At 42.8% G+C, this 26,621-nt stretch carries 18 protein-coding genes; 9 read left to right on the forward strand and 9 right to left on the reverse strand.

Annotated features, from left to right (window positions below):
• Positions 1–58 precede the first annotated feature (58 nt).
• From ABYB02_RS00170 to bcsR, 8 genes are all read right to left on the reverse strand, one after another.
• Complete coding sequence (locus tag ABYB02_RS00170) at positions 59–2,800, reverse strand: metallophosphoesterase (RefSeq protein WP_372759824.1); 2,742 nt, start codon at positions 2,798–2,800, stop codon at positions 59–61.
• Between the two features lie 154 nt (positions 2,801–2,954).
• Positions 2,955–4,439, reverse strand: coding sequence for a peptide MFS transporter (locus ABYB02_RS00175; RefSeq protein WP_372759826.1), 1,485 nt, complete (start codon positions 4,437–4,439; stop codon positions 2,955–2,957).
• 257 nt (positions 4,440–4,696) lie between these two features.
• A complete protein-coding gene (locus ABYB02_RS00180; RefSeq protein WP_372759828.1) occupies positions 4,697–8,515 on the reverse strand; it encodes a cellulose synthase subunit BcsC-related outer membrane protein in 3,819 nt (1,272 codons plus the stop codon).
• On the reverse strand, positions 8,506–9,633 hold the full coding sequence (bcsZ, locus tag ABYB02_RS00185; RefSeq protein ID WP_372759830.1) for a cellulose synthase complex periplasmic endoglucanase BcsZ: 1,128 nt from the start codon (positions 9,631–9,633) through the stop codon (positions 8,506–8,508). The genes ABYB02_RS00180 and bcsZ overlap by 10 nt, the downstream gene beginning before the upstream one ends.
• Positions 9,633–11,882 carry a cellulose biosynthesis cyclic di-GMP-binding regulatory protein BcsB gene (gene bcsB / locus ABYB02_RS00190; protein WP_372759832.1) on the reverse strand — a complete coding sequence of 750 codons (2,250 nt, stop codon included), beginning with the start codon at positions 11,880–11,882 and terminating at the stop codon, positions 9,633–9,635. Before bcsB ends, bcsZ begins: the two co-directional genes overlap by 1 nt.
• Positions 11,875–14,544, reverse strand: a complete 2,670-nt coding sequence (gene bcsA, locus ABYB02_RS00195) for a UDP-forming cellulose synthase catalytic subunit (protein WP_372759834.1) — start codon at positions 14,542–14,544, stop codon at positions 11,875–11,877. Before bcsA ends, bcsB begins: the two co-directional genes overlap by 8 nt.
• Positions 14,541–15,260, reverse strand: coding sequence for a cellulose biosynthesis protein BcsQ (bcsQ, locus tag ABYB02_RS00200; RefSeq protein WP_372759836.1), 720 nt, complete (start codon positions 15,258–15,260; stop codon positions 14,541–14,543). The genes bcsA and bcsQ overlap by 4 nt, the downstream gene beginning before the upstream one ends.
• Positions 15,242–15,463 (reverse strand): BcsR/BcsP family cellulose biosynthesis protein, encoded by a 222-nt coding sequence (bcsR, locus tag ABYB02_RS00205; protein ID WP_372759839.1) that lies wholly within the window; start codon positions 15,461–15,463, stop codon positions 15,242–15,244. Before bcsR ends, bcsQ begins: the two co-directional genes overlap by 19 nt.
• A 116-nt stretch (positions 15,464–15,579) precedes the next feature.
• Here bcsR and bcsE point away from each other — a divergent pair, with 116 nt between their 5' ends.
• The 5 genes from bcsE to ABYB02_RS00230 all read left to right on the forward strand — a co-directional run bounded on the left by bcsE (position 15,580) and on the right by ABYB02_RS00230 (position 21,306).
• Positions 15,580–17,223, forward strand: coding sequence for a cellulose biosynthesis protein BcsE (gene bcsE, locus ABYB02_RS00210; protein WP_372759841.1), 1,644 nt, complete (start codon positions 15,580–15,582; stop codon positions 17,221–17,223).
• On the forward strand, positions 17,213–17,386 hold the full coding sequence (locus ABYB02_RS00215; protein ID WP_372759843.1) for a hypothetical protein: 174 nt from the start codon (positions 17,213–17,215) through the stop codon (positions 17,384–17,386). Before bcsE ends, ABYB02_RS00215 begins: the two co-directional genes overlap by 11 nt.
• Positions 17,386–18,957 (forward strand): cellulose biosynthesis protein BcsG, encoded by a 1,572-nt coding sequence (bcsG, locus tag ABYB02_RS00220; protein ID WP_372759845.1) that lies wholly within the window; start codon positions 17,386–17,388, stop codon positions 18,955–18,957. Before ABYB02_RS00215 ends, bcsG begins: the two co-directional genes overlap by 1 nt.
• Positions 18,958–19,087: 130 nt before the next feature.
• Positions 19,088–20,644, forward strand: coding sequence for a transcriptional regulator TyrR (gene tyrR, locus ABYB02_RS00225; protein WP_372759847.1), 1,557 nt, complete (start codon positions 19,088–19,090; stop codon positions 20,642–20,644).
• 125 nt (positions 20,645–20,769) lie between these two features.
• Positions 20,770–21,306 (forward strand): thioesterase family protein, encoded by a 537-nt coding sequence (locus ABYB02_RS00230; RefSeq protein ID WP_372759849.1) that lies wholly within the window; start codon positions 20,770–20,772, stop codon positions 21,304–21,306.
• 64 nt (positions 21,307–21,370) lie between these two features.
• Here ABYB02_RS00230 and ABYB02_RS00235 read toward each other — a convergent pair whose 3' ends face one another.
• Positions 21,371–22,027, reverse strand: a complete 657-nt coding sequence (locus ABYB02_RS00235; RefSeq protein WP_372759851.1) for an OmpW family protein — start codon at positions 22,025–22,027, stop codon at positions 21,371–21,373.
• 241 nt (positions 22,028–22,268) lie between these two features.
• Here ABYB02_RS00235 and ABYB02_RS00240 point away from each other — a divergent pair, with 241 nt between their 5' ends.
• The 4 genes from ABYB02_RS00240 (at position 22,269) to ABYB02_RS00255 (ending at position 26,378) form a co-directional block, all read left to right on the forward strand.
• Positions 22,269–23,687: an MATE family efflux transporter gene (locus ABYB02_RS00240; RefSeq protein ID WP_372759853.1), complete on the forward strand. Its 1,419-nt coding sequence runs from the start codon at positions 22,269–22,271 to the stop codon at positions 23,685–23,687.
• A gap of 48 nt (positions 23,688–23,735) precedes the next feature.
• Positions 23,736–24,656 (forward strand): 2-hydroxyacid dehydrogenase, encoded by a 921-nt coding sequence (locus tag ABYB02_RS00245; RefSeq protein ID WP_372759855.1) that lies wholly within the window; start codon positions 23,736–23,738, stop codon positions 24,654–24,656.
• 466 nt (positions 24,657–25,122) lie between these two features.
• The gene (locus ABYB02_RS00250) at positions 25,123–25,908 is read left to right on the forward strand and encodes an SDR family oxidoreductase (RefSeq protein ID WP_372759857.1); all 786 of its coding nucleotides are present in this window, start codon (positions 25,123–25,125) and stop codon (positions 25,906–25,908) included.
• An 8-nt stretch (positions 25,909–25,916) separates the two neighbouring features.
• On the forward strand, positions 25,917–26,378 hold the full coding sequence (locus tag ABYB02_RS00255) for a MaoC family dehydratase (protein WP_372759859.1): 462 nt from the start codon (positions 25,917–25,919) through the stop codon (positions 26,376–26,378).
• Positions 26,379–26,621: the final 243 nt, after the last annotated feature.

Below are 26,621 nucleotides of genomic sequence, written 5' to 3' on the forward strand. Positions count from 1 at the left end.
GAGGCTGAAAATAACTTCAGCCTGTTTAGCCGTTGTATATTTATAGCTTTTATTGTAATTAATTGTTTACACTTTTGTGAGTACCAAAGAAGCGCTGACGTTGCTTGAGCCATAAATTAGGCTTTATAGCTGGGGCCTGTTGGTAATGGCGCTTAATTGTTTGATTAAGCGTGCGCGTTGCTTGCTGAAAAGTGAGCTTTGTTTTGGCATGGCCCATGCTTTTTATTTCAGCGCGGGTCATTGCACGGCCAGCATAAAGTAGCGCATTTAAATAGCCGGGCTCAGTTTCGTAGTTATTATCGGTTAATAATAATACCGCTTGATCGAGTGACCACCGTTTACCTATATCACCGTCTCTTTTAACGCCTTTAAACTCACCGTCAATATACACTTCAAATACGCCATTTTCAGGGGCGCTATAAAACACAAAAGCAATTCGATGCCAGTTATCCGGCTGTGAACGCCCAAAATAACCGCTGTCAGTGGTTGATATGCCGAGCCCACCGAAAGGGCTAATAAATATGTCGGCGTCGTTATTCAAATCATTTGTTGCATCGGTTTGAATAAGTGCTCGGTATATGTCCTTTGTGGCATAGGGCCAGTAAATATCCATAACGAGGGTGTAGTCTGACACTCGGCCCTCATTGGCAAAATCGCCATTAGCCGCAGTGTTTAAAGTAATCTCTAAGCCTTCAGTAGGAGAGTGATCGGTAAATGCCATTACCGTAGCTGGGCCATCGGCTAAATCAGCAATATTAAATGCGCTGGTGCTACCAAAGCGGGTTTTTTCTGGGCCCCAACCTTTATTATCAGGATCGAAATAACTCAGGGTTGAAGGACCAAAATCGGCTTTAAGTGGATTGCTGCTATCAGTAAAATTCCAAATAGTGATATTGGCGCTATCTTGACAGGCATTAAGTGGGGTATCGGTATCTATATGCAAACATTGGCTGGTTCTAAAGCGAGCGTATTGGTCGAGTAACCACCATGCTTCGGCTATCGGCGCTACATCGTTAAACGTAACGCCATTAAAAAATAACTCCGGATTAAGTGCGGGCCCCTTAAACAGTGCAACTTGATAGTTAGCAGCGGCTTCAATGGTGTCTGGCGTTAATAAAAACCAATCGGGCTGGTCAGCTAACATGGCGTTTAAGTCGGTGCCGCTCACCGTTACTGTGTATAACGAATTAAACCCCGGTGTATTAGATGGCTGTCTTTCTACATAATAGGCTTTATGAAAATCTTCTTGTGTTAGTGCGCCGGGAGTCCAGCGTTTTTGTACTAACTCAGGGTTCAGTAACGCAGCTGAAATAGTTTGCTTTGAATGCTGCACAGCGGCAGCGGTGACAGCGGTTAATTGCATTGCATTTAAGTAGTTTTCAGATATCGCAATCTCGGTTTGTGCATCGGGGGCATAACGGCCCATAATGGTATCAATGGCCTGTTGGGTAGCAGCATCGCGCTCGGTAATGGTGTCGGTTTTTAGTGTTTTGTAGTCAATGTTTTTTAGTGTTTTATCACCGGTGCTGAAGGTTAAATTGAGGTCGGTGATACCTTTTGCATAAAAGTCAGGCTGAATAACAAGGGCGCCATTATTAAGCGTAGTAAAACTTTCACCACCATGGGTATGGCCGCCTAACACGAGGTCAATACCCTGCACATTGGTGGCAATTTTAGTATCCAGGCCTTCACCTAAATGGCTCAGCATTACCATGTAGTCAACTTCGGCTGCGTACTGGTTAACAATACTTTGTGCTATTTGTTGCCACTGCCAGCTCATTTTAAATTGTTTGATAAAATCAGGTATGGGGTCGTCTTGTAGTGGCCTATCTAGCTCATTCCACGGTACTGAAGTCATGCCAAATACGCCTAACGTTATACAGCCCACTTGCACTTTGGCGAAATCGACCGCGCCAAAATCCGTTTTACTTTCACCTTCGTAGCGCGTGTTACTGGCCAGCACGGTAGCATGACTGTCTTGGGAAAAATTAATCAGTGTTTCAGGGCCCCATGCATAATCATGGTTACCTATCACACGTAAATCAAAACGCATCGCTTTAATTGCTTCATCGGTGGCAAGCCCCTGTGATATTTGCTCTGCCACGGTGCCTTTTTCGTAATCATCGCCGCCATTAGTAAATAAGGTATAGGGCGTCTCAGCTAATACCTGTTTATGGTACGCTTTGATACGGCTAAAATATTGCTGTTGGTAACCAAAACGCGCATGTAGGTCGGCTACATGTACAAAGCGTACGGCTTGTTCGCTGGCATTAGCGTCACAAGCGGTGCCCATATTGCGTTGCTCTACAATACGCTGCATACGTATGGCGAAGGTGCCCAGTTGGCTAACTTGGGCACTAACAAAACGCTCTGATACGGTGGAGTTGTCAATAGTAATCCAGCCTGCTGCCGTTAAACGGGCAAGATACAGTTGCCCACCTAGTGCATAATCGTCGGGAATTTTTAAACTAATAGTAATTGGTTTTTGAAAGGTAAGGCTTTCAGGAGCTAAAGTATGCAGCGAGGTAATAATCCCTTGCGCTGTTGCAGCCTCATCAAGCGCCGTATTTTCATAGCTTATTTCAGTATCACTATCCACACTGTTAGCGGCTACTGTAATTTCGATATTTTCGTTGATGCTAACGGATAAGCCGCTGCTTGAGGTGATCAGGTAATTGTTAGCTTGAGGTGGTGTTGGCAAGTTGGGGTTGGGAGTGACTGCATCGCCTGCGCCGCAAGCCGATAACAAAACACTCAAAGAGATGATTACAACTAACCTAAACCATGTTAATGCCAACATTTAGCCGCTATCCATATTATAAACAATCAATTGTTTATAATACCAGCTAAGTTACTAGTGGCAAAGAGTATTAAACTAACAACCCGCACTTTGGGGTGGGGTTGTTAGTTTAAAGCTAACAGTATGATTAGTTAGCTATTGTTGTGACTAAGTATTAATCGCTTAGCCCTTGTCTTTCCCATACCTTAGATTTGAAGGTCATCAGTACTAAGATAATACCCACGCCGATACTAAATAGTGCTATTTGTAAGTAAAGGTTAGGAATTTCATCTACGTTATTAGGATCAAAGCCGCCTGCTAGCAGACCCGCAATAATATTACCGATTGAATAGGTTAATACAAATACGCCCATCATTTGTCCTGAGAAGCGTCTTGGTGATAACTTGCTCACTGCGCTGAGTGCCACAGGGCTTAAACAAAGCTCACCCACGGTGTGTAAAAAGTAAGTTGTAACCAGCCAGTAAGGAGCAACTTTTAGTCCTTCTGCAGCATAATGCGCAGCCATAAACATCACCAAAAAGCCAGTAGCCATGATGATTAAGCCTACCGCACATTTAGCGCTGTAAGAAGGCGATACAAGGCGCTTTGACATGTTGATCCATAGCGCAGCAAAGAAAGGTGATAAAACAATAATAAAGATAGAGTTTAGTGATTGGAACCAAGCTGTTGGGATCTCAAACGTGCCAACAAAGCGGTCAGTATAATCACGGGCAAATAAATTTAAAGAAGAGCCCGCTTGCTCAAAACCAGACCAAAAACACGCAGAGGCAATACAGACTAAAAATAATGCCCACATTCTCTTTTTTTCAGCATCAGTTAGTTCACCACGGAAATAAATAGCGCCAAAGTAGGCAAAGAAGATAATAGTAAAAGCAACAGCCACATAGCCGGCAATAACCACAGGGTTAATCACCAGGTGACCGGTAAGCGTGGCAGTGGTAATTGCAGCAGTCGTAATGACAAAGGCGGCAATTGCACCCCAAGTACGCGTTGTCGCTCTAGGGCTTAATGGGTTAGCCGGTTTTGCACTATGATCAGGTAGGTTCTTAAGTGAAAAATGGTATTGAATTAAGCCTAACCCCATACCTACGGCAGCGGCGCCAAATGCCCAGTGCCAGCCAACATTTTCCATGAAGTAGCCACACACGTAATAACCTATGATAGAGCCTAAGTTAATCCCCATGTAGTAAATAGCATAACCACCATCACGGCGCTCATCGGCATCACTATATAGCTGACCCACCATGGCACTAATATTCGGTTTTAGTAAACCGGTACCAGTAGCAACAAAAATCAAACCGATAAAGAATGAGTAGTCGTGAGGAATGGCCAAAATGATATGACCACACATAATAATAATACCGCCATACCATACTGCTTTTTGGCCACCAAATAAGCGGTCAGCAAGCCAACCCCCAGGTAAACCTAAAAAGTATACTGCACCGGTATACAAACCATAAATAGCGGCTGCAGAAGCGACCGTAAAACCAAGACCTTCTTGTTGTAAACTCGCGGTCATAAATAAAACGAGCAACGCTCGCATACCGTAATAACTCATTCTTTCCCACATTTCAGTGAAAAATAGCGTGGAAAGTCCTTTAGGGTGGCCAAAAAAGCCACTATCTGGAGCTGAACTCATATTTACTTCCTAACTTTAAGTATTGTTATGATGATGTTATATATTTTTTCTGTCGCTATTTAACGCGTTGATTATTCGTTAAATGCTGGATCATCAGTAGTGTATAATGTAGCTAAGGTAATGGTTTGCTGTATGGTTTTTGTTACCAAAAGGTTAGAGTCACACCCTTATCCTAGCTACAATTGGCCTCAAGTATACATATACCTTACAGTCAGGGGAAGTATTGCGCGGTGACTCACTGTGTACCGCGCAACGTATTAAAAGTCAGCGTAAGGAATTATTGGGGTACCAGGAAATTCTAATCTGCCGTACACCGGGTTAAAATAGTAGCGCAGATAAAGCTGGCCAAAATTGGGCTGGTAAAAATCAGCACGATCTATAGAGAGGTAGCCACCGAAAAACCAATGTGGAGTGACGCGGTACTCAAAGCTTGCCCCTAAGTTGTAAGACACACCGCTACTGGTGCCGCCCTCAAAAACAGGGCTAACACCGGTTATAGGTTCTCTATTGTATGCCGCTATTTGTAAGTCCCGATCATTAGGGAAAAAGTCGATACTGTGAGTTTTGGTAGTTGACACGCCAACACCGGCCCTGAGTCGATAAACAAAATCGTCTCCCCAGCGCGCGTCATAACTTAATGGCAGAGACAAGCCAATATAGTTCTGTGGGCTGTAATAGCCGCCGTGTCCATATGTTTCTTCGCTTAAATTAAATTTATACGCCCAATGCAATACGCTGGCACCCACAGTAAACTCACGCTGTTGATTGCTAATGACGCGATAATAACTGCCGCCCATAAGGCGGTAACGCTGGTTATCTTTAACATTTTGGCCATTATAGAGTTGGAAGTCGGCACTTGACCAAAAGCCCCAATCGCCGCCTAAGTCATGAGACACGTTCAAACTTAACCCGGTTGAACGCACGCCGCCCCATACCTCTCCAGTTTTAATGTCGGTGAGTCCCGCATAAGACAGTACCGAGCTGGTCACTGGGCGTTTTTCAAGTTCAAATCGATAGCCAAAATCACCTAGCTTGTTGTTATAATTAATACCCCAGACAATGTCTTCTACTAAAAATCCCAGTGGCGTGGTGCCGATATCAAAGCGCCAGTTATCATTTTGCCAACCTAGGCCAATATCAATACCACTTTGCTCTGGCGTTATCTCGCCCGAGCAGCTGTCAAAAATACACAGTGCACCTTGCCCGTAGCGACTGCCGGCAAATTGCTCATCAAAACGGGTTGTTTGTGCGCTCACCCTCGTGGGATCTAGTTTTACAAAACCTTGGCCTTGCCAAAGGGGAAAGTAAGCCTCAATCGGCACTTGTCCAGCGCCAAGGGTAGCCTCGCTGGCAGTACTGGTTTGACCGCTAAAGTTAACCCCAACGGCAATATACGCTTGGTTTTGCTGTTGTTGGTTGATTAACGCGCGCTTAGCACCGTTGATATACCACGCATCCTGCTCATCGAGTTGCGCTAAACTGGCGTACAATTGCTGCTCAGTAAGTGTTTGCTGTGGCGCTAACGTTTGTTGATACCAGGTTGTTGCTTGTTGTTGCTGGTCAAACTGCTCTGCAAGCTGCGCGGCTAAATAACGTAGCTGTTGATCATTGGGCGATATATCTATTAGTTGTTGTGCGAGAAACAGCGCGTCATCAGCGGTATTAAATTCGTTTAACGCGGTCATCATTTGCTGTTGCAAATAACCTTGTTGAGCATCCGTTTGGTTAATTGCTTGCAGCATTACGTTTGTTGCCGCGGTATCATCACCTAGCGCCTGATAAGCTGTTGCAATAGTCATTAACGCTTGCGGTTCAATTACTTGATTATTATGTAACTTTTGCTGATACAAAATAATTGCAGCTTGGTGGTGGCCAAGTGCTACATTCGCGTTGAGCAGTGCCGTGGTTGTGGTGGCGTTGTGTTTATAGCGTTGATCGAGTTGATTTAATTTCGCTATTAAATCATCGCCACGGTAATACTGCTGAATATAAGCAGTGCGTAATTGTACATACTGGTTAATGTCACTTGCAGATGCATCTTCGGGTAATTGATAGTCACTGAGCCATTGCTCGGTGCTGGTTTTATCACCTTGGTTAAGTAACCACTGGCCATACAAAATGTGCCAGTAGGGAGCAAGGCTGGGCGCTGTAGTCAAGGCGCGATTAAGATGCGTTAACGCTCGCTGATGCTCATCTATTTGATACCAGTTACTGGCTAGTTTTGCACGCATTAAGGGGGTTAACGGCTGCGCTTCTAAATTAGTGAGCTGATAAATCGCAGTACTTTTTTGTTGGGCGGTTAAATGCCGCTCGCTTTGTGCCAGAGCTTGATTGATTTTTAACTGCTGCTCAAGGTTTATAACCTGCTCATCTCTGTCTTTAAAAGGGATATAATCAAGGGTTGTGAGTGCACCCTCATAATCATCAATAGTGCGTAAAAATAACGCGTGACTATAGCGCAGTTGCGCGTTCAGTGGGTACTGCCAAAGTACATTATTATACACGCTGCGCGCTTGCTCAGTTAAGCCTTGTTGTTGATAAACTAAGGCTAAATCATAATACAACCAAGGCTGTTCGGGTGCGAGTGAAATAGCCTGCTTGAGGGTGTTTTCGGCATTAGCAACATCCCCCAGGTTATAATAATCGTTGGCTTTATCTCTAAGATTGCTCGCCATCGCCGTGCGATAATCGGCTGCAACTACTTGTTTTTGTGCTGCTGTTAGGCCAGCATAAAATGCAGTTAATGATTGTTCACTGTTATCGAGTTTAACAATATTGAGTAAGCCGGTGAGGGCACTGCTATTGAGTGGTTGGTCATTTAATATTTGTTGGTAGATGCGTGCTGCTTGCGCATAGTGCCCCTGCGAATACAGCACGAAACCACGGTGATATAACACCGTATTTGGGTCTTCTTGCAGCGCATCCGCTAAGTTAAGTTGCAACTGGGCAGCATGATAATCATCGGCAGCTATTGCTTGTTTGGCTTCGCGAATGTATAACCAAAACTTCGCTGTTTTGGCTAACCCTTTTAATACCTCGCGCTCGTTGAAATCTACAGCCTGTTTTTGTGCATTGCTAAAATAGCGGTGGGCTGTTTCATGCTCACCTAAACGTAAATACAGTGTACCTAAGCTGCGCATAATAGCGCTATCTGTGGGGCGGCTTTGCAGCGCTTTTAACAACAGCGGCTCAGCGGCTTTAAATTTATTCTCTGTTACCAGTTTGTCGCCACGTAACCAAAGTTGGTAGCCCGGATCGGCCAGTAATTGTTGTTGAGCAAGCAGGGCTTGTTTAAAGTTTTGAAACTGTAAACTGCCTTTACTACTAAACGGATAAACAGTGAAATAATGCTGGTATTGTTGTTCAGTACTGCGCGCCACCGGCATGTTTTTGAGGGTGTTTAGCCAAAGCCCTTCTACTTCATTAGAGAAGCGCGATGTTGTGCCATATTTACTCAATATATCAATTGCTTGTTTATCACTGTTATCACGTCTAAGTAAATGACGTGCGTGGGCGATGGCTATTTCTCCGACCCCAGGGTAGCGTTTAAATAGTTGTGTATAGCGTTTATTAACAGGCTGCCAGTGCGTGCTGTCTTGTGCGTACCAACTTAAGTGTTCTAACTCATAATTGAGGCTCGGGTAACCTTGCTTGAATAACCGTGTATATATAGTACTTGCTTGCAGGTACTGGCCTGCCCGTGCTAATAACTTTGCGCGCTGCACTTCGGCCTGACTCTGACCTGTTATATTGGCAATAAGCTGCAATTGAGCAATACACGCTTGCGTTGAAGTTGTTTGTTCAAGCAGGTTGGTTAATAGCTGCTCGGCTTTAACTATGGCGTCGTTATTAAAATAATAGCGGGCTAATGCGCATTGCGTTTCGATATGCTGAGGGGCAACGGCTAACAACTTTTGCAAACTGTCTGCTACAAGTTGTTTATTTTGCTGCACTTCACCAATATTTATTTGGCTCAGCAGCCAGCTAACTGACTCACTATCAAGGTCGTTTACTGTTTTGGCCGCTAACAACGGGCTGATTGTTAACGCACAAACCACTGCCAATCTTAGCGGCATTCAGTGCTCCATGCAGGTTGCAGGGTCCCGTTAATTGACATAGTAAACCGCTTACTAATACTGCCATTAGCAAATAAATTTAACACACTGTCGTAATAACGGGTTTGACTAAACGAGTTATCTACCATCAGCTGTTGCTGAATCGCCATTTGGGTTTCATTATGCCCTTGAGTTGCTAAAAGTGGCAATAATGCCGCTTGGAAACCCGCAGGGCCCTTGTTGTTATCAACCTTGCCTGTTTTAGCATAACTGTTTAAGGGCACATAACCGCGTTGCTGAACGCTATTAATAAACGGTGAAAACTGGGTAATAAGTTGTTTTTTATAGGGCGCGTTATCTGCCATCATTGCTGCCCATAAATAAACTCTAATGGCATTATAGCTCCCTAAATCAGAGGTGTTTTTATCAAAGTAAAAACCGCTATTCGCATCATACATCACCCAGTCCGGCGAGACACCGTGTGGGCTGGTTGCAATTAATAATTCAGCAGAATTATCATGCAGTTGTTGCCAAGGGCTATGCGGATAAAGCTGACTAAATTGCTGGTAAATAAACAGTGGTGAATAGCTTGGGTTTAGCTTAAAGCGAGCATCAGCAAATTCAAAGCCGCGAGGTCCCGGCAGTAAAGATAAGCCTAAACCCGGTATATACGCGGTTTCTTCACGCATGATCCGCTGTGCCAACACGGCAGCTAACACACTGTAGCGACGCTCGCCCCACAGTAAAGCCGCTTGCGATAAGCTATACGCAATCCATAAATCAGAGTCTGACGCTGGAGTTGAGTCTAAAATACCCGCCGTGTTGTCGTTATTAATTCCCCACTGCCATGCGGGAAGTCGAGTGCTTAAATCACCTTCCGCTAAATGTGTTTGCGTCCAGTTTAATACTCGGTCAAACGTGACTTTGTCGTTGGCAACTAAGGCAAAAAATAGCGCATAAGACTGCCCCTCAGAGGTGGTGATCTGCTGCTTACTGCCCAAGTCGATTACTCTGCCATCTTTGCTAATAAAGTGGCTTTTAAATGTGTGCCATTGTTGCCAGGGGGAGCACTGCTGCGCCTTGAGCATGGGTGAAAACACCAGTACCACAAGGAGTAGTTTAAATATTAATAACTTCATTACTTATCTCCTTCAGCTAAGCGTTTATGGGTGAGTGCTTTAAGTAAACGCCATATTATAAATGACACAAGTATCAAGGTAAGAATCGATAACAGCGCTAATATATAAGGGTGATCAGACAGATGGAACCACACTAATGTATGCACCGGAATTTGACCCACATAGTATTGTTTGTCTGTTTTTATAGTATTAATCGTTTGCTTGGTGATCACCGCTGCACTGCCTTTTATTTGGTTTAAGCGTTGTGGATCAGTTAATGCGTTGCCTAATAAAGCAAACGTTCTATTGGAAGTTGCCGTTAATGAAACAATGGAACGCTCAGCGTCAAAAGGAGATTGAAAGCCGGTAATAACCGCTAAATCACCTCGACTTGTGACATTTACCGTCACTTTTTCAGTAACTTCATTATCATAAGCCCCGTTATATATTGCTTCAGTGATAGCTCGTTGCTGATTACTTAACAGCACGTTGGTGGTGTCGTTGATTTCACCAATCGTATCAAATTGCTTGTTAGCAGGAGTAATAATAAGAATATCTTTATCGGCAAAGTGGGTGGCTTCGCTTAAGCGTTGTACCGTGAGCCGGTGACCTGGGTAACCGGTAATTGCGCCAAAGCGCGCCGTGAGGTTGAGTAATAACGTAATGGCTTCAGGACTTGGGTTGTCGTCAATGAGTAATAATGTTTGCTGCAGATCCGCATACTTAGTGAAAGGAAAACCACTGTTGGCGAATACATTTAAATCAGGCAGGGCGATATAATGGTGAAAACTGCTAGCATCTATTGTGGAGTTACCATCAATAATTCCGTATTCACCACCTGCGGGCACTGACGTACACTCTCCGGGTTTTACCCTACCAAACCTAAAATCAAACGCCAGCTCGTTACGTGCCGCCAAGTTAATCCCATTCACCGATACGTTTTCAATGTTTTGGGTTGTTTCGGTATTACCTAATAACGGCATAAACGTTTTGGTTGCTTTAACCAAAGAGTCATCGTTATTAAGCAAGAAACCACTTATAAACTCTTGGTTTATTAGCATGTTTAAGCGAGAGTCTAAAATGATATTCTCGGGCGTATTACGGTATTGTAAGGTAATAGGTATGCCTTTTTCACGCCAAGTAAACAAGTCGGGTGCAAAGCGTACATTGAGCTTCACCGGCCCATGTTGTAAGCCTTGTGCTTGCAGTTGGGTTGGGTAATCAAGCAGCTCATCAAAACTAACGGGACGGTCGCCTCTGAGCCAGCGCGGAGCATCATACGCTTTTCGTCGTGGCAATTTATTTATCGCCTCGATGCTAGCACTTCTGCCGGTCATTATTTTATGGCCAAATACCAAGCCGTTGACGGCCGCTTTTAGATCGGCTGTATCTCGACCTAAAATAAGTAACATTTTATTATAGCGGTTGATTGGACTAGAAATAATTTCAATTGTTGGCTTATCAACATCGGGATAATCAACTAAAAAGTCTGGTTTACTGTCGTTGGTAACAAACACCACGCTGTGGCTGTCTGCGCTAGTATTTAGCAGCAGCGGGAATTGCGCGCCACGCCAATCTGCTTTTGCGCCAAACCAACTAGATAAAGTGGCTGCGGCTTCAATCGCCTCATTATTTGGGGGCTGCGCAAATACAAATGGCAGCGTTAATTTATCGTAACTTTTACTATCAAAAAACGGTGCTGGTAAATACTCAAGTAAGCTATCTATGGCTAATGCTGTTTGATCAAGCGTAATATGACTCGATTTACTGATCTCAGTCCAAATAGCGCGATTATGGTAATCATGACAAGTTAAATCATAATAGCCGACTAATTCAAAGCGGATTTGATTATAGTCTTTGATGTATTTAGCGTTTAGTTTAATACGGTGAGAAACGGTATTTTCAACCATACTTAACTGCTTATTGATTGGTAATACGGTCACTAAATTCTCATTAAAGTAGAGTTTTAAATGCGACACATGGCTAAGTAATGAAGGAGAGTTTGTATACGAAAAATTCAGCATTAAATTTTTGCTGATTTTATCTACAGGGTTAGTAAAATCGACGCGCGAATTATTATTGATGCCATCTAATTTATAGCCATTAAATCCCAGTGCACTAAAGTCTAAACGTAAGCTTGAAACCGGAGCGCGCTCAGGGTAGCCATTGTTAAATATAGACTTATCGGACAAAGGTTCGGTTGCAATTGCTTGCCACACGAAACTAATTAGTAAAAATGTAACAACGGTATTAAGCCATGTTTTAATCATAATTATTATGCACTATTGGTTTTTTTGGAATAAAAGTGTTTAAGTAGCTAAGCACTTCACTAATAAGCTTTATTATGGGTTGTAGTGGTCTGGGTGCGTGAAATAATAAATTGCTAAAGCCCCTAAAACTGGTTTTTTGTACTTCTTTAAAACTATACGCTGGGCGATCGTGTCTAAAGTTATCTTGCCAGTCTAGCCATGCGTCAGCACGTGAAAACGTACATTGTATATATTCACCTTGTTTTGCAAGTGATAAATCACTCAATGTAAGCCCTAAGTGATGTGTATTAGTGTTACACACATAGCTAGTGAACGAAAATTGCTTAGTGCCGCGACTCATTAATAGTTCTATTTTATCATTAACTTGGCAAAAGTGGGGCTGTAAAGTTTTAATACCTACGCCATTATCGCAAAAATCAGTAATTTTTACTTTTAAAGTATGGCCATTGGCTAACCGTATTCCTGCGGGAAAATTTGCTTTAATGCGGTGCGACTGCCTTACCTGACGCGCTTCGGCAGCCACCGCTACCGCAGCGCCTAGAATAATAATATTATAGCTGGCCCACGCCATACTGATGAGCAACACACCATACTGATTAGCATCACCAAATATAAGCCGAAGAATACCGACTAGCATGCCTAATAGATTGATAACTAATAAGACCAAGTAAGGTTTGGATATTTGCCAATCATAATGCTCTTTTTCGTTGAGCCCACCTTTTTCGGTGACATTAAACTTACCTTTATTGGGATTAAATAATGCCACAGTCGTGGGTTTTAAAATGTACCACGCTAACACCGACTCATAGACTTCCCCCCAAAAAGAATAGCGGTACTTTCCCTGTATTCGCGAGTTGGTGGTTTTTATTTGGATCAGGGTGGGGACGACATAGATAAAAATAGCGATAAACGGCGCGTAAATAATATAGGCATTGAAATATATCAGTGCCAACGGCGCGGTTAAAAATATTATTCGTGGAATACCCGATAAAAAATGCAGCATGGCATTGATGTAACATAATCGCTGCGCTATGTTTAGCCCTTTGCCGAGTAACGGATTGTCGAGTCTAAATATTTGCGCCATACCACGCGCCCAGCGAATGCGTTGCCCTATGTGCGCCGACAAGCTGTCGGTGGCTAACCCTGCGGCTTGTGGAATATTGATGTAGGTTGTTTTGTAGCCGGCGCGCTGCATGCGCAGTGCGGTGTGAGCATCTTCAGTCACGGTTTCATAGGCAAAACCACCGACATCATCCAACGCTTGACGTTTTAACACCGCGCAAGAGCCACAGAAAAAAGTGGCGTCCCACATATCGTTGCCATCTTGGATCAAGCCATAAAAAAGCATGTTTTCATTGGGTATTTCACTGTGGTTATTTAAATTGCGCTCAAACGGGTCGGCTGAAAAAAAGTGATGTGGTGTTTGTACTAAACACACTTGGCTGTCTTTTAAAAATTGCCCCATGGTCACTTGTAAAAAAGAGCGGGCAGGAATATGGTCACAATCGAAAATAGCAATGTATTCGCCCTGAGTATAGCGCATCGCATTATTCATATTGCCCGCTTTAGCATGGTTATTGTTAGAGCGAGTTACATAGCCGACGTTTACTTGTTGGGCAAATTCACGGATCTCATCGCGTTTGCCATCGTCTAATAAGTAAACATTGAGTTTATCAGTAGGCCAATCAAGACTTAATGCCGCCAGGGTGGTTGGTTTTATTACACTTAGAGGTTCATTATAAGTGGGAATATAAACATCAACACTGGGCCACAAGCTGGTGTCGGCAGGCAGCGGAATTGGTTTGCGTTCCAGTGGGTTAATCGTTTGAAAGAAGCCTAAAATTAACACCACCCAGGCATAAGTTTCCGCAAACAGCAGTGCCATGCCTAAAAACAGCGACAGGGGATCATTCCAGTTCAAGGTTTCGGTGTAACGCCACCATAAATAGCGCGAAGCGGTAATCACCGACAGCGTGATCATAATAATGGTGGCAAGCTGGCCTTTAACGCGCTTTAAAGAGTAGGCTACCAGTAAAATAAAACTAATAAAGACAGCTTGCGCTTCTAAGCTAAATGGCACAGTGACAAAGGTGGCAAGTAAAAACAATAAAAAGGCGATAACGGTATATTTTACTACGCTGTTTTGCCAAATTTTAGCATCGGCCATGGTTTGAAACGCACTTTTTTCCATTTTACGCTGGGGCGTGGAGAAAAGTCGCTTTAACAGCTTGCCTAATTTTAAATCTAACCAACGCAGTTGCCGAAAACAGTAGCTGATCGCCGCATAAAAATAGTTAATAGCAGGGTCTATAATGGGACTCGGCTTAGGGCTGCGTCTAAAAAATAGCAAGAATAAGCTTTGCAGTATAAAGCGGATAGAATTTGAATATATATAGCTTCTAAATGGCAATCTTAAGTGTGGGTAATAGTCATATAAAAATAACTCATAGCTGAGCTTATCCCGTTTAACTTTAACCAGTAATGAACTAAATAAGGTAAAAAATGGCATTAAAAACGACTCAATCACATTGACCCGGTGTTGATTAAAGTAGCCATGAAATTGAAACGAGATATAGCGCACTAGCTTGTCGGTAAATAGCAGCATTAGCACCAGCGTCATGGTGCTATGTATAGGGCGTTGTCGAAATTTCTTAAAGTTCATGGTATTAGCGCTGCTTTACTTATTAACCAACCTACCAATGTTTCAAAGTCATCGTTCGCTATGCTTAGGGGAGCACAATTTACCGCAACATTTCGTGCTGCGGTTGACTCTTTAACTGCTTCATCATGATTGATAAAAAACGATGCCATCAGCGGCAGCGTTGATTGCCACAAGCTAAATAGATCAAACTCCAGCGTGGAAGCTGAATTATATTTATTGATTAAAAAAAAGTGCTTCCAGCGTGAGCTTGCGCCTTTTAAGCTTAATAAGCGCTTATAAATAAGGCTGTGGCATACGGCATCGCAGTTTACTAGCTCCAGCACAATATCATTGGGTTGCAGCGGGATAGTTGCTAAATCAAGGTGGGCAGGGCAGTCGAATAACAACCAAGTTGTTGCTTTACAGTCTAGTTGTTGGCAATTGTTAATCACGTTGATAATGTCATTTTCATGTTTCGACATGGTGCCGTAAGGTAGAAAAACTACCCCATCATCATCTTGATAAAAATAGCTCAGTGCCGCTGCAAAGTTATCGGCGTTACTCCAGCCAAATGTATTGTCCCACGGTAAACCAAAGTGTAAGCTTAAATCGCTTTTCGCATCTAAATCGATGGCAATCACATCGACGTCAGCTTTTTTTAGCGCACACGCAAGATTGGCCACTACTGATGTGCTGCCAGTTCCGCCTTTAATTCCTTTTATAAAGACTCGTTGCACGCTGCGTCGCCACCTTTTGCTGAAGTATTCGCTATTACACGTTCAATGTCTTTTAATAAAGGGTACTTATTAATGGTTGCTTTATTATATTGGGTGTTAACAATTTCCACATAGTCTTGTTGCCTACCACCAAAATGTTTGCTCAGATTGGTTACATCGTTAGATGTTAACGTTTGTGAATCTTTTAAAACGATATTTTGCATTACTACGTATACCACCCAAACTAAGTAGTTAATATTTAAAGTAGACTTTATTTACCTATTATATATAAAATAGCAGCCAAAACTAGTAACAAGTTATTAAAACGAGAGGTGTTTAAGTGTTCAAGTTTCATATTTCGGGATTAGAACCAACAGCACAACAGCTAATGAGCACCTCTAATTACGCGCTGCTCGCGCCATTGGATAGCTTTGTGATTGAGTTAGCCTTGCAGGCAATTAGTGATGAGACCGCAGAAAATATATTTATAGTCTCCTCGCAAATCGAGGCTTTTTTTGAATCTCCCTTTTCAGATAAGCTAAATGGTGCATATCAAGATCAACGTGTTTATCCCTTTTCATTTACTGCATTAGCCTCAGGTTGGACGTTGCAACACAGTTTGCAAAGAGCCATTGATGAGTTAACAGTGTATCCGCAAAGCCGTAATTCTTTAGTAATGCTGCATTTAAATACCGAACAATTGCAAGGTATTGATGAGGTAAAGTTATCAAACACGTTGAATTATGTGCAAACGTTTTTAACACAAAGCAATGCCACCTTATTATTGTTAATCTCGGGCCCTGAGATTGCTAATTACCGTTTTATGATACGCCGGTTGAATAAGCAGTTTGACGGCAGCGTGTTTATAGAAAGCGATGCCGCAATGCGTATCTTCGATTTTGACTTTTGGCGCCATAGCGCAGGCATTGTCACTAATAAACAATATCAATTAACGATAAAAAATAACCAATTGATAGCGCAGGCATCGCTTGCAGAAACGCAGTCTACGTTTACTCACAGTGAAAAAAATGATGATGAAGATGACGTCTGGCTAGTCGCTAATGCGGTACCAGAAGGCACCAAATTACCAAGCTCTTATCATTTAGTGAAAGATAATCAGCAATTATTTAATAAGGGACCCAATGTAACAGCGGCCACTTTGGTATTTTCAGTCAGTCGTTACACCGATTTAGCGGAGTTAGCCAATCAGTGTTTTCAATTACGCAAAAATTGCGGGCGTTGGCTTAAACTCGTTATTCAAAATGTAGATGGCACTATTCGCCACCAAGATGAATGTCTGTTTTTGAACCTAGGGGTAAATTTAATTTTATACAGCTTTTCTGAACCGTCACGATTGCTCTCACAAATACAGTCAATACAGGGATTTCAATACACGCGACCATTACCTCCTTCTGCTGCTGATGTATTGAAATACACAGAAAATACCTTTGCCAAAGGCTATTTACCGTTTTTAGAGTTCACTCGCCAAGTTGAAGTTCATAGTGACTCAGCGGTTAATTTAGGGGTCAGTGGGGTGCTGGTGATATTTGAGTTACTGCCAAGGATTAAACCCATACATGGGCTGCATTTATTTCATATTAAGCGTGCCGGTGACATATTTAGTATTGTTGATAATGAAATTTACTTATATTTGCACGCGTGTAGAGAGCATGACGTGGGGAATGCAATTCAGCATACCTTTAAGCTTAAAACCGGTGATTTTTTTGGCCATGAAAATTTAATTACCGACCATTTTTATATTCAACAAAAATGCAAAGAGTTAAGGCGTCGTTATAAAGGTCAGTCAATCATTGATTATACTAAGCAGTTAACAGAAAATAACCGCAGAGAATTTGCAGCGGCACAGCGCGTTGATAGCAATCGTGCAGATAACCAAAGCACTGCAGCGAGGCTAGCTTTTAAAGAACGTAAAAATGCCACGCCTTATGTAATGACGTTAAAGGAGTGTCAAGATGAGTCTTAATCAGTTTATTATGACAACTGTTATCGCCATGCTGTTGGGTGCGGTATTGTGTTTAGTAGGGACATTTATACTTACAAAAATAAAGGCTTATTACCTGAAGTTGACCTTTAAGCATGAGGTTTTAGCGCCTTACACACCAAATACAATAAAAAAGGATAAATAGTGAAACTATCGGGTTTAGGTGTTTGGAATCTATATTTTTTAATTAAATTTGTGCTGTTTTATTACGGGGCCATTAAATTTGATGTACTGAGTAACGCAGCACTTGCCGCTTTTTTAGTGCTGCATTTCTCAAAGCCACTATTAGAAAAACTAAAGCATGTTATCGGTGCTGTGCTTGCGATTAATGTGCTTTACCAAGACTCTTGGTTGCCGCCAATTAACCGGCTATTAAAACAATCAGACTTGCTACAAGAGTTTAACCTAGGTTATCTATTAGAACTAACCGGCAGAATGATTAATGTTGATTTGCTACTTGGCTTGTTTGTACTCATTGTTTGTTTTTGGTATACCTCACAATGGATCCGCTTTACAACAGTGACGGTTCTTGGCTTGGCGCTGATAAGTTATCAAGGCAACCAGCAAGCAGAACCAGTAGGGCAACCGGTGGTAAGTGCTCACTCCAATCAGCAGCAAGTAAGCTTAAACAACCCTGCTGAAGTGAGTAAATCACGCTCACCCAATCAACAATTAAATGATTTTTACCAACAACAAAAACAACTTGTAACGCATTTCCCGGCCCAGCTTGAAACACCGTTTGATGTTATTATTTTAAATATTTGCTCTATGGCCACCGCCGATTTAAATGCTATAGGCGTGAGTGTTGATACCCTTTTTGAAGATTATGATATTGTTTTTTCAGACTTTAATACTGCAACATCTTACAGTGGTCCAGCCGCTATTCGTCTGCTGCGGGCAAGTTGTGGGCAAACAAGTCAAACCGCGTTATTCGATCCCGCGCCACAGCAATGCTATTTATTTGATAACCTCGAAAAGCTAGGCTACAGCAGCCACATTGCAATGAATCATGATGGTCATTTTGATGCGTTTAAAGAGTTGATAAAACAGCATGGTAATTTAACTGAGCCGGTATTCAATAATCAATCATCCCCCATTATGCAATACAGTTTTGATGATACACCTATCTATTCCGATGGAGCAGTGTTACAGCGTTGGCTAGCAGAGCAAGGCGATGATTGTGCGCCTTGTGCGCTCTATTACAATTCAATCAGTTTGCACGATGGAAACCAACTTGCCAACCAAGCACGAATGAATAGTAAGCAAAGCTATCCACAACGCCATGCCAACTTATTTGCCGACATCACGCAGTTTATTAATAGCTTAGAGCAACGTGGGCGCAATGTCATGCTAATGATAGTTCCCGAGCACGGTGCGGCATTAAAAGGTGATCGCGTGCAGTTTGCAGGGCTACGCGAAATACCCAGTCCAGCCATAGTATCGGTACCGGCGGCAATTAAGTTTATTGGCCCCGATGTGCCCCGTTTCGAGCAAATTAAAATTGCTAAATCGAGCAGTTATTTTGCCTTGTCGGAGCTGGTCAGTGGTGTCATGAAAAGCAACCTTTTTGCTGGTAATAACAACCTGTTAGACATAGTAACTCGATTGCCTGCAGCGCCTAAAGTGGCCGAAAACAGTGGCACCATTATGATGTACATAAATCAGCGCCCTTATATTCAGCTTGATGGCGGTCAGTGGACTGCTTACCCAGAATGAGAGTGGATACCGCGCTGGGCTTGATTAGCTAAAGGTAAAGTTTTGTCCAATTTTGTTTACAATATGCTATCCAGCAGATCAGAGTTAGCGTATTATTCAGGTAATGTAGTTTTACCTTATTTGAGGGTGTATGCGATTAGATATTCACTGTGCAGACCGAGTTGGTATTGCTCAAGAAATTCTTAATATTTTAGTTAACTATAATGTTGATCTAAAGGGAATTGAGGTCGATTCAGTTAATTGTCGTATGTATGTGAGTTTTCCTGAAATTGAGTTTGAGCAGTTTCAAAAAATCATGCCATCCATTCGCTTAATTGACGGTGTTCATGACGTGCGCACCACCGCTTTTTTACCTTCTGAGCGTGAGCATAACGAGCTTAATACTTTACTAAGAGCACTTCCCGATGGCGTTATTTCGATTGATGCTAAAGGGTGGGTGCGTTTATGTAATGACGCGGCATGTAAAGATTTACAATTAACAGAAAAAGAAGTGATTGGCGCAAATATTAATAATTTGCTCAAAGGCTTTAACTTTACCCGTTGGCTTGAAGGAAAAGAAGTGTTGGGCCAAACCACGCGCGTAGAAGTGGCGGGGGAAGATTTTATTGCTGATATATTACCCATTGCCGTACCGCAAGGCAAAGAAGGCGATGTGCTTGCCGGTGCAGTAATAAACATAAAATCGCAAAGCCGTTTAGGGCAACAAGTCAGTGCCTTTAGACGCTATGGGCAAGAAAGCTTTGCTACTATTCATAACTTTAGTACCGCTATGCGCCGTGTAGTGCGTGAAGCACGTAAAATGGCGCAGCTAGAAGCCCCTATTTTAATTACCGGCGAAACCGGAACCGGTAAAGAGCTACTTGCGCGGGCATGTCATTACGCGTCTAATCGCTCTGTTAAGCCCTTTATTGCGTTGTCGTGTGCGTCACTGCCCGATGATGTAGCCGAGTCTGAATTATTTGGTTATGCCGGATACGAAGAAAATGCAGCCCCAAAACGTGGCGTGCTTGAGCAAGCTGATGGCGGCACGGTCTTTTTGGATGAAGTAGGCGAAATGTCTACGCAGTTACAAACCAAGCTGCTACGTTTTTTACAAGATGGCACATTTAGAAAAGTAGGCGATGAAAACGAAGTAAAAGTAAATGTGCGTATAATTGCTGCCACGCAAAAAGACTTACCAGCTATGGTGCAAGAAGGGGTTTTTAGGGAAGATTTATATTATCGTATCAATGTACTTACCCTTGAGATAGCACCATTGAGGGATCGTAAAGCCGATGTGGGCCCCCTTGCTGAACACTTTATTCAAAAGTATGCCCAGCAAAATGGCCACGATGTTCCGCTGTTATCGCAAGAATGCTTAAGCTTTTTACAAGCCTATCCGTGGCCTGGAAATGTGCGCCAGTTAGAAAATGCGATTTACCGTGCTGTGTCGCTGTTAGATGACAGTGAATTACGCGTAGAGCATTTGCAACTGCCTACCTTTACCCATGATTTAGGCTACTTAGAGTCAGATTTTGAAGGCACACTCGATCAGGCAGTGAAGCGTTTTGAAGCAACGTTACTCCGTAAGCTTTATCCGGCTTACCCAAGCTCGCGTCAATTGGCAAAACGACTTGGCCTAAGTCACACCGCGGTGGCCAACAAATTACGTGATTACGGGATTAACCGTAAAACAGTTAAAGTGTAGTCGCTTGCCACAGCCGTTATCGACTTGATCGCACGTGGAAAGTGGTTTTGTATGCTTTAATACACTAAACCTAGCTAAACACGTGTGATACACTTAATTTAACTTTAACTGGTAAGACCTCTACTGTGAACTTATATATTCGACTCATTTTATTATTTTTTAAAATCAAGCGTAACCGCGACTATCAACCACTGCTTGATAGCATAGATATTGATTACAAAGCACTGCCTACAGATTGCGATATTAATTTGCATTTAACGAACTCACGTTACTTAGCAATGATGGACTTATCGCGTACTTGGATGACTGAGCGAGTGGGGTTATTAAAACAGATATTAAAACGTCGCTGGTTTCCTATTGTTAACGCCACTGCGATCACTTATATTCGCGATATCAAACCCATGCAGCGCTATACTATTAGTACCCGCTTAGTGGGCTGGGATCATAAGTACTTTTATATAGAGCAAAAATTTCACTCGCAGCGTGGTTTGCACGCAATCGCATACGTGCGCGGGGTGTTTAAAAGCAAAAAGGGCATAGTAAGTATTGAAGAAATGCTGGCAGTAGCTGGCTTTGATGGCGTAGCGCCTATTTTACCGAGCGAAGTCATGCACTGGAAAGAAATGCTAGAGCAGAAAAAAATCACTAATTTACCGCGCTAATTACTTATAAAGTTTTAGTTAAAAAAGGCCTTACGGCCTTTTTTAACAGAGATACGTAATACCACTAAAAGTGGTATTTAACCGCAAACATGGCCACAACAGGATCAATTTTTACGCTAGATGTTAATGCTTGTGCACCATCAGCGTACACAGTGGAATCCGTTTCAATATCCATTACCGACACCATAGCGTGTAGCCCCCACTTTTCTGCTATTTTATAGTTAGCACCCAGTTGCGCGACAAAGCCAAACGAATCTTCTAATTTAACTTCTACATCCGCTGTGCCAAGTACTGTTTTAAGTGCCTGAGAAGGTTGCTCATCAAAGAAAGTGGTATAGTTAACACCGACACCAATAAAAGGACGGAATGCGGAGCTTGAGTCTAAAAAGTGATATTGCGCTACTAGAGAAGGCGGTAAATGCTTAATGTTAGCGATTTTATTCCCCGCTAAACCGCCCGCACCATGAATGTCATGCGAAAACGGCGTGGCGGCAATGAGCTGTAAAAACCACTGCTGGTTAAATGCATAATCTACGCTAATACCAAGCTGAGTATTGGAGTTCGGGTTTAATCCTAGAGCAGAATTTTCGTTAATGGCTGAGTGAGTATTATCAGGGTTTACGTTGATAGCGCCGATGTTTACGCTAACGTTAGCTTGTGCAGCCGCAGAGAGGGCTAATAAAGAACTCGTGAGTAATGCCATGCTTAATTTAGTTTTCATGTGGTGTTCCAAAACGACTGTGTGATTGCTGCTATTATTATTGTTTAGTGCCAATAATCAGTTGTTTTAGATCAAGGTTTTTCAAATCTGTGCAGCACGACTAACCCTTTATTGATTTAGATTAAGTGTTTACTATTTAGTGAAACTAAATGCTTGATTTATTAATCTAATATTCAGAATAAAATCAGCCACGTTTTGCTACACTCCCCGTTATCTATCCGTTACACATTAAGCAGGTTAAATGAACGCTACCCAGCAGCTATTTCTTCATGGTTCCATTTCTAAAGCACTGCTTAAACTAGGCATTCCAATTATTCTGATTAATATTTTGCAATCGGCGTATCAACTGACCGACGCATTTTGGGTAGGGCGCTTAGGGGCCGCGCAAGTGGCCGCGGTGTCGATTAGTATGCCGGTGACTTTTTTAGTTATTGCCATTGGCGCAGGGTTTGCCATGGCAGGGGCTATTTTATCGGCGCAATATATGGGGGCTGGGCAGCAAGATAAGGTAAATCATGTTGCCGCGCAAACTATGTTAATGGTAACGCTCACTGCCATTGTATTAGGCGGCATAGGTTATATGCTTTCGCCTTATTTTTTAACATTGTTAGGGGTTGAGCAGCAAGTGTATGGCGATGCGCTGAAGTTTATGCATGTGTCGTTTATTGGGGTCATTTTTGTGTTTATTTATGCCATGTTTCAATCACTAATGCGTGGGATTGGCCAAACGAAAGTGCCGTTAATTATTGTCAGTGTGACCGTGCTGCTTAACTTTGTACTCGACCCATTATTTATTTTTGGCTATGGCCGCTTTCAAGGCTTAGGTGTGATGGGGGCGGCTTTGGCTACGTTAGTAACACAAAGTTTGGCGGCACTTGCTGGGGTGATCATCTTTTTACGTGGCCGTCATGGTATTCAATTACAGCTTAAAAGCTTTTACCCCGATTGGCGTTATATAAAGCAAGCCTTTCTTTTAGGTGCGCCGGGGTCAATCGAATTGTCGGCGCGAGCATTTGGCTTAATTATTATGTCATTTTTAGTGGCCAGCTTTGGTACTCACACCATCGCCTCTTATGGCGTGGGCTCTAATATTTTACAGATGGTGATGATCCCCGCCATGGGCCTGTCGATGGCCGTGTCAACACTTGTCGGGCAAAATATGGGAGCGGGCAACCCGCAGCGGGCAGCAGAAATTACTAAACTTGCCATTCTGTGGGGCTTGTTTGGTTTATCGCTGGTGGGTGTATGCGCCTATTATTTTGCTGAGCATTTAGTGGCCTTTTTTATTCCCGATGATGCTGCAGTTATTACCAAGGGCGCACAATTTATTCGCATTATGTGTTTAACTTGGGGAGGGATTGGTGTACAACTTTGTGTTGTGGCTGCTTTTAGAGCATCAGGCAATATGCTGAATGCGATGTTAGTTGCGCTATTATCACAAGGAATAGTGCAGTTTCCGGCGGCGTATATTTTAGCTAAGCATACGCAACTGGGAGACAATGGTATTTGGTATTCGTTTGCCATTACCAATGTTGTTATAGCGCTTATTACTTATGCTTGGTTTGTGCAAGGATCGTGGCAAAAAACGATTTTAACAAAACAAGACAAAGACATAGCAAAAATTAGCCAAGAAGCGTTTATCGAGGAAGGTAGTCACTAAATCATGACGACAGCTTGCATGTCGTGTTTAATTTTATAAGGAGTCACTATGTCTGTTTTGGTTGCTATCGCAGATCGCGATAATTCTAAATTGGTTGCACAGCTACAAGCCCGTTTGCCTGATATTGTTATTGAGCAATACTCACAATGTACGGATTTTAGTAATGTTGAGTTTGTATTAGCCTGGTATGCGCCTAAAGAGCTGTGGGCAAAATTACCTAATTTAAAAGTAGTGTCGTCGTTTGGGGCTGGGGTGGATAGCATTGATTTAGATTTACTCCCCGCGCATGTTGAAGTGGTGCGTATTGTTGATACCCAATTAGAAATTGATATGGCGGAGTATGTGCTGACCCATGTATTGGCGCAAAAACTACAATTAAACATGTTTTATCAACAACAAGCTGCAAGGCAATGGAAACCAAAACGGGTATTAAGTCATAACCGAGTGGCTATTTTAGGTTTTGGTCAATTAGGCAGAGCTTGTGCACAAAAGCTGATTGCTAATGGCTTTAACGTAAGTGCGTGGGCACAAAGTCATAAAGATCTGACTGACGTAACCATGTATTATGGTGAAGCAGGGCTTAACGACATGCTGCCAAATAGCGACTATTTAGTGTGTTTGCTCCCTTTGACGAAACACACCACCGGCATTATCAATAAAGAGCTATTGGCTAAACTTCCTGCCCATGCGGTATTGATTAATGCTGCACGAGGGCAGCATGTGGTGGAAGCCGATTTATTACACGCCCTTGATAATGACACTTTACGCGCCGCAACCTTAGATGCGTTTGATCAAGAGCCGTTACCTAGCGATCACCCCTATTGGCAGCATGCTAAAATAACCGTCACACCACATTGTGCTGCGCTGTCAGACGTTAACTGCGTTATTGAACAAATAGAAGTGAGTATTCAATGCTTAGCTAATGGCACAGCGCTGAAAAACCGTGTCGATAGAACAAAAGGCTATTAATTAAAATGATTAAAGAAACATCTTGTTAACAGGTGTAATTTTTATTATTGTATGAAACGTATTCTACTAATAACAATAATATCGAGAATAACATGAAGTCAAATCAAGGTGGCGCTAAATTAAGTTTAGTCATTATATCTATTATCATTTTAGGCGTGTCGGCGTTGTTTAATCAAGCCCATGCCAATGAACTCATCCAACTACTATCGTAATGCTTAACCGCCTATGCGCAGTGTTTTCTATTGCACTGCGCATAGGCGGTGTTATTTGCGCTCAACCCACTGCTGTGCCTAGTGAATAAGTTAACGCGTAAAACGTGTTTGCCCCCGCGTAGTGTCATGTCCAAAGTGTTCCTTGCTATTTTATTAATATCCTTTCGAGTTAGTCCAGATTGACGATGATAGTTGCTCGGCGTCGGCCTTATGCTGGCTGATAAATTAGTCAGTAGTATTTTTTGGAGAAAACAATGACGACAGCACCTAAGTACGTAGCAGGGCATAACCTACTGCGTGGAAAATCGGTTTTAGTAACCGCCGCCGCAGGCGCAGGCATCGGCTTTTCAGCCGCATTACGTGCAGCCGAAGAAGGGTGTCGAGCATTAATGATATCTGACATTCATCCACGCCGTTTAGAAGAAGCGGTAGCCAATATTAAGCAACAAACAGGGCTACAGCAGGTTTATGGTCAATTATGTGATGTAAGCCAAGAAGAACAAGTTCAGCTGTTGATCAACGCAGCCGAAGACAAACTCGCCGGTGTTGATGTGCTTATTAATAATGCAGGCCTTGGCGGTCAAACTGCGGTAGTCGAGATGACTGACGAGCAGTGGCATAAGGTGATTGACATAACCCTTACAGGCACCTTTCGTATGACCCGTGCCATGCTGCCCTTTATGCAACAGCGCAAAGCAGGTGTAATCATTAATAATGCCTCGGTATTGGGTTGGCGAGCACAAAAAGAGCAAGCACATTATGCCGCTGCTAAAGCGGGCGTGATGGCCTTTACGCGCTGTTCGGCATTAGAAGCTGCAGAGCATGGGGTAAGAATTAACGCAGTATCGCCATCAATCGCATTACATGAATTTCTTAAAAAAGCGTCCAGTGCCGATGTGCTGGAGAAATTAGCGGCAAAAGAAGCGTTTGGGCGTGCTGCCGAAGTGTGGGAAATCGCTAATGTGATGATGTTTTTAGCCAGCGATTATTCATCTTACATGACCGGCGAAGTTGTGTCTGTTAGTTCACAGCGCGCTTAGGAGGCGGTATGGCAAATCAAATAATGACGAGCAAGGCGCAATTACTGGCCGCAACAGGGCTTAATTTGGGCGTGAGTGATTGGATTGCAGTTGAGCAAAGCCGAATAGATATGTTTGCCGAGGCGACAGGGGATCATCAATGGATCCATGTCGACCCAATAAAAGCAGCACAAGGGCCATTTGGCGCTTGCATTGCGCATGGTTATTTAACGTTGTCGTTGGTTAATTATTTTTTACCGCAGTTAATTGATGTGCAAAACATTACCATGGGCGTTAATTACGGCTGCGATAAAGTGCGCTTTCCAAATGTAGTTAAAGCCGGCAGTAAAGTGCGTGGCAGCGGACAAATAATCAGTGTTGAAGAAATTAAAGGCAGTGTGCAAGTGATCACCCGCGTGACGATTGAAGTGGCCGAGCAGCAACGGCCTGCCTGTGTAGTTGACACCATTAGTCGTTATTCGTTTGCTTAAAATGACCTGCTAAGCACGACTAAAGCATAACAGCTAAATCGTTAACGGTTATGTTACACATAACAATGTTAAATCGCGGGAGTTAATTAATGGGTTGGGGTTTTATCACCTAAGCGAGGGGTAAATGGTTAATACTGATACGCGTTATATTATTTGGTTACTCGATTTTTTAGCGAGTTTAGGTATGGATAGTGATGCCATTGCCACCCACAATGGTATCAGTAGAGATGCGCTGCATAAACC

The organism is Pseudoalteromonas sp. (assembly GCF_041613455.1).
Lineage (GTDB): Bacteria > Pseudomonadota > Gammaproteobacteria > Enterobacterales > Alteromonadaceae > Pseudoalteromonas.

Bases quoted from the DNA above. Each gene is read 5' to 3' on its own strand.
- ABYB02_RS00175 (WP_372759826.1), bottom strand. From the start codon at position 4,439: ATGAGTTCAGCTCCAGATAGTGGCTTTTTTGGCCACCCTAAAGGACTT.
- bcsR (WP_372759839.1), bottom strand. From the start codon at position 15,463: ATGCAAAATATCGTTTTAAAAGATTCACAAACGTTAACATCTAACGAT.
- bcsA (WP_372759834.1), bottom strand. From the start codon at position 14,544: ATGAACTTTAAGAAATTTCGACAACGCCCTATACATAGCACCATGACG.
- ABYB02_RS00245 (WP_372759855.1), top strand. From the start codon at position 23,736: ATGTCTGTTTTGGTTGCTATCGCAGATCGCGATAATTCTAAATTGGTT.
- ABYB02_RS00170 (WP_372759824.1), bottom strand. From the start codon at position 2,800: ATGTTGGCATTAACATGGTTTAGGTTAGTTGTAATCATCTCTTTGAGT.
- tyrR (WP_372759847.1), top strand. From the start codon at position 19,088: ATGCGATTAGATATTCACTGTGCAGACCGAGTTGGTATTGCTCAAGAA.
- ABYB02_RS00255 (WP_372759859.1), top strand. From the start codon at position 25,917: ATGGCAAATCAAATAATGACGAGCAAGGCGCAATTACTGGCCGCAACA.
- ABYB02_RS00215 (WP_372759843.1), top strand. From the start codon at position 17,213: ATGAGTCTTAATCAGTTTATTATGACAACTGTTATCGCCATGCTGTTG.
- bcsB (WP_372759832.1), bottom strand. From the start codon at position 11,882: ATGATTAAAACATGGCTTAATACCGTTGTTACATTTTTACTAATTAGT.
- ABYB02_RS00235 (WP_372759851.1), bottom strand. From the start codon at position 22,027: ATGAAAACTAAATTAAGCATGGCATTACTCACGAGTTCTTTATTAGCC.
- ABYB02_RS00250 (WP_372759857.1), top strand. From the start codon at position 25,123: ATGACGACAGCACCTAAGTACGTAGCAGGGCATAACCTACTGCGTGGA.
- ABYB02_RS00180 (WP_372759828.1), bottom strand. From the start codon at position 8,515: ATGCCGCTAAGATTGGCAGTGGTTTGTGCGTTAACAATCAGCCCGTTG.
- ABYB02_RS00240 (WP_372759853.1), top strand. From the start codon at position 22,269: ATGAACGCTACCCAGCAGCTATTTCTTCATGGTTCCATTTCTAAAGCA.
- bcsZ (WP_372759830.1), bottom strand. From the start codon at position 9,633: ATGAAGTTATTAATATTTAAACTACTCCTTGTGGTACTGGTGTTTTCA.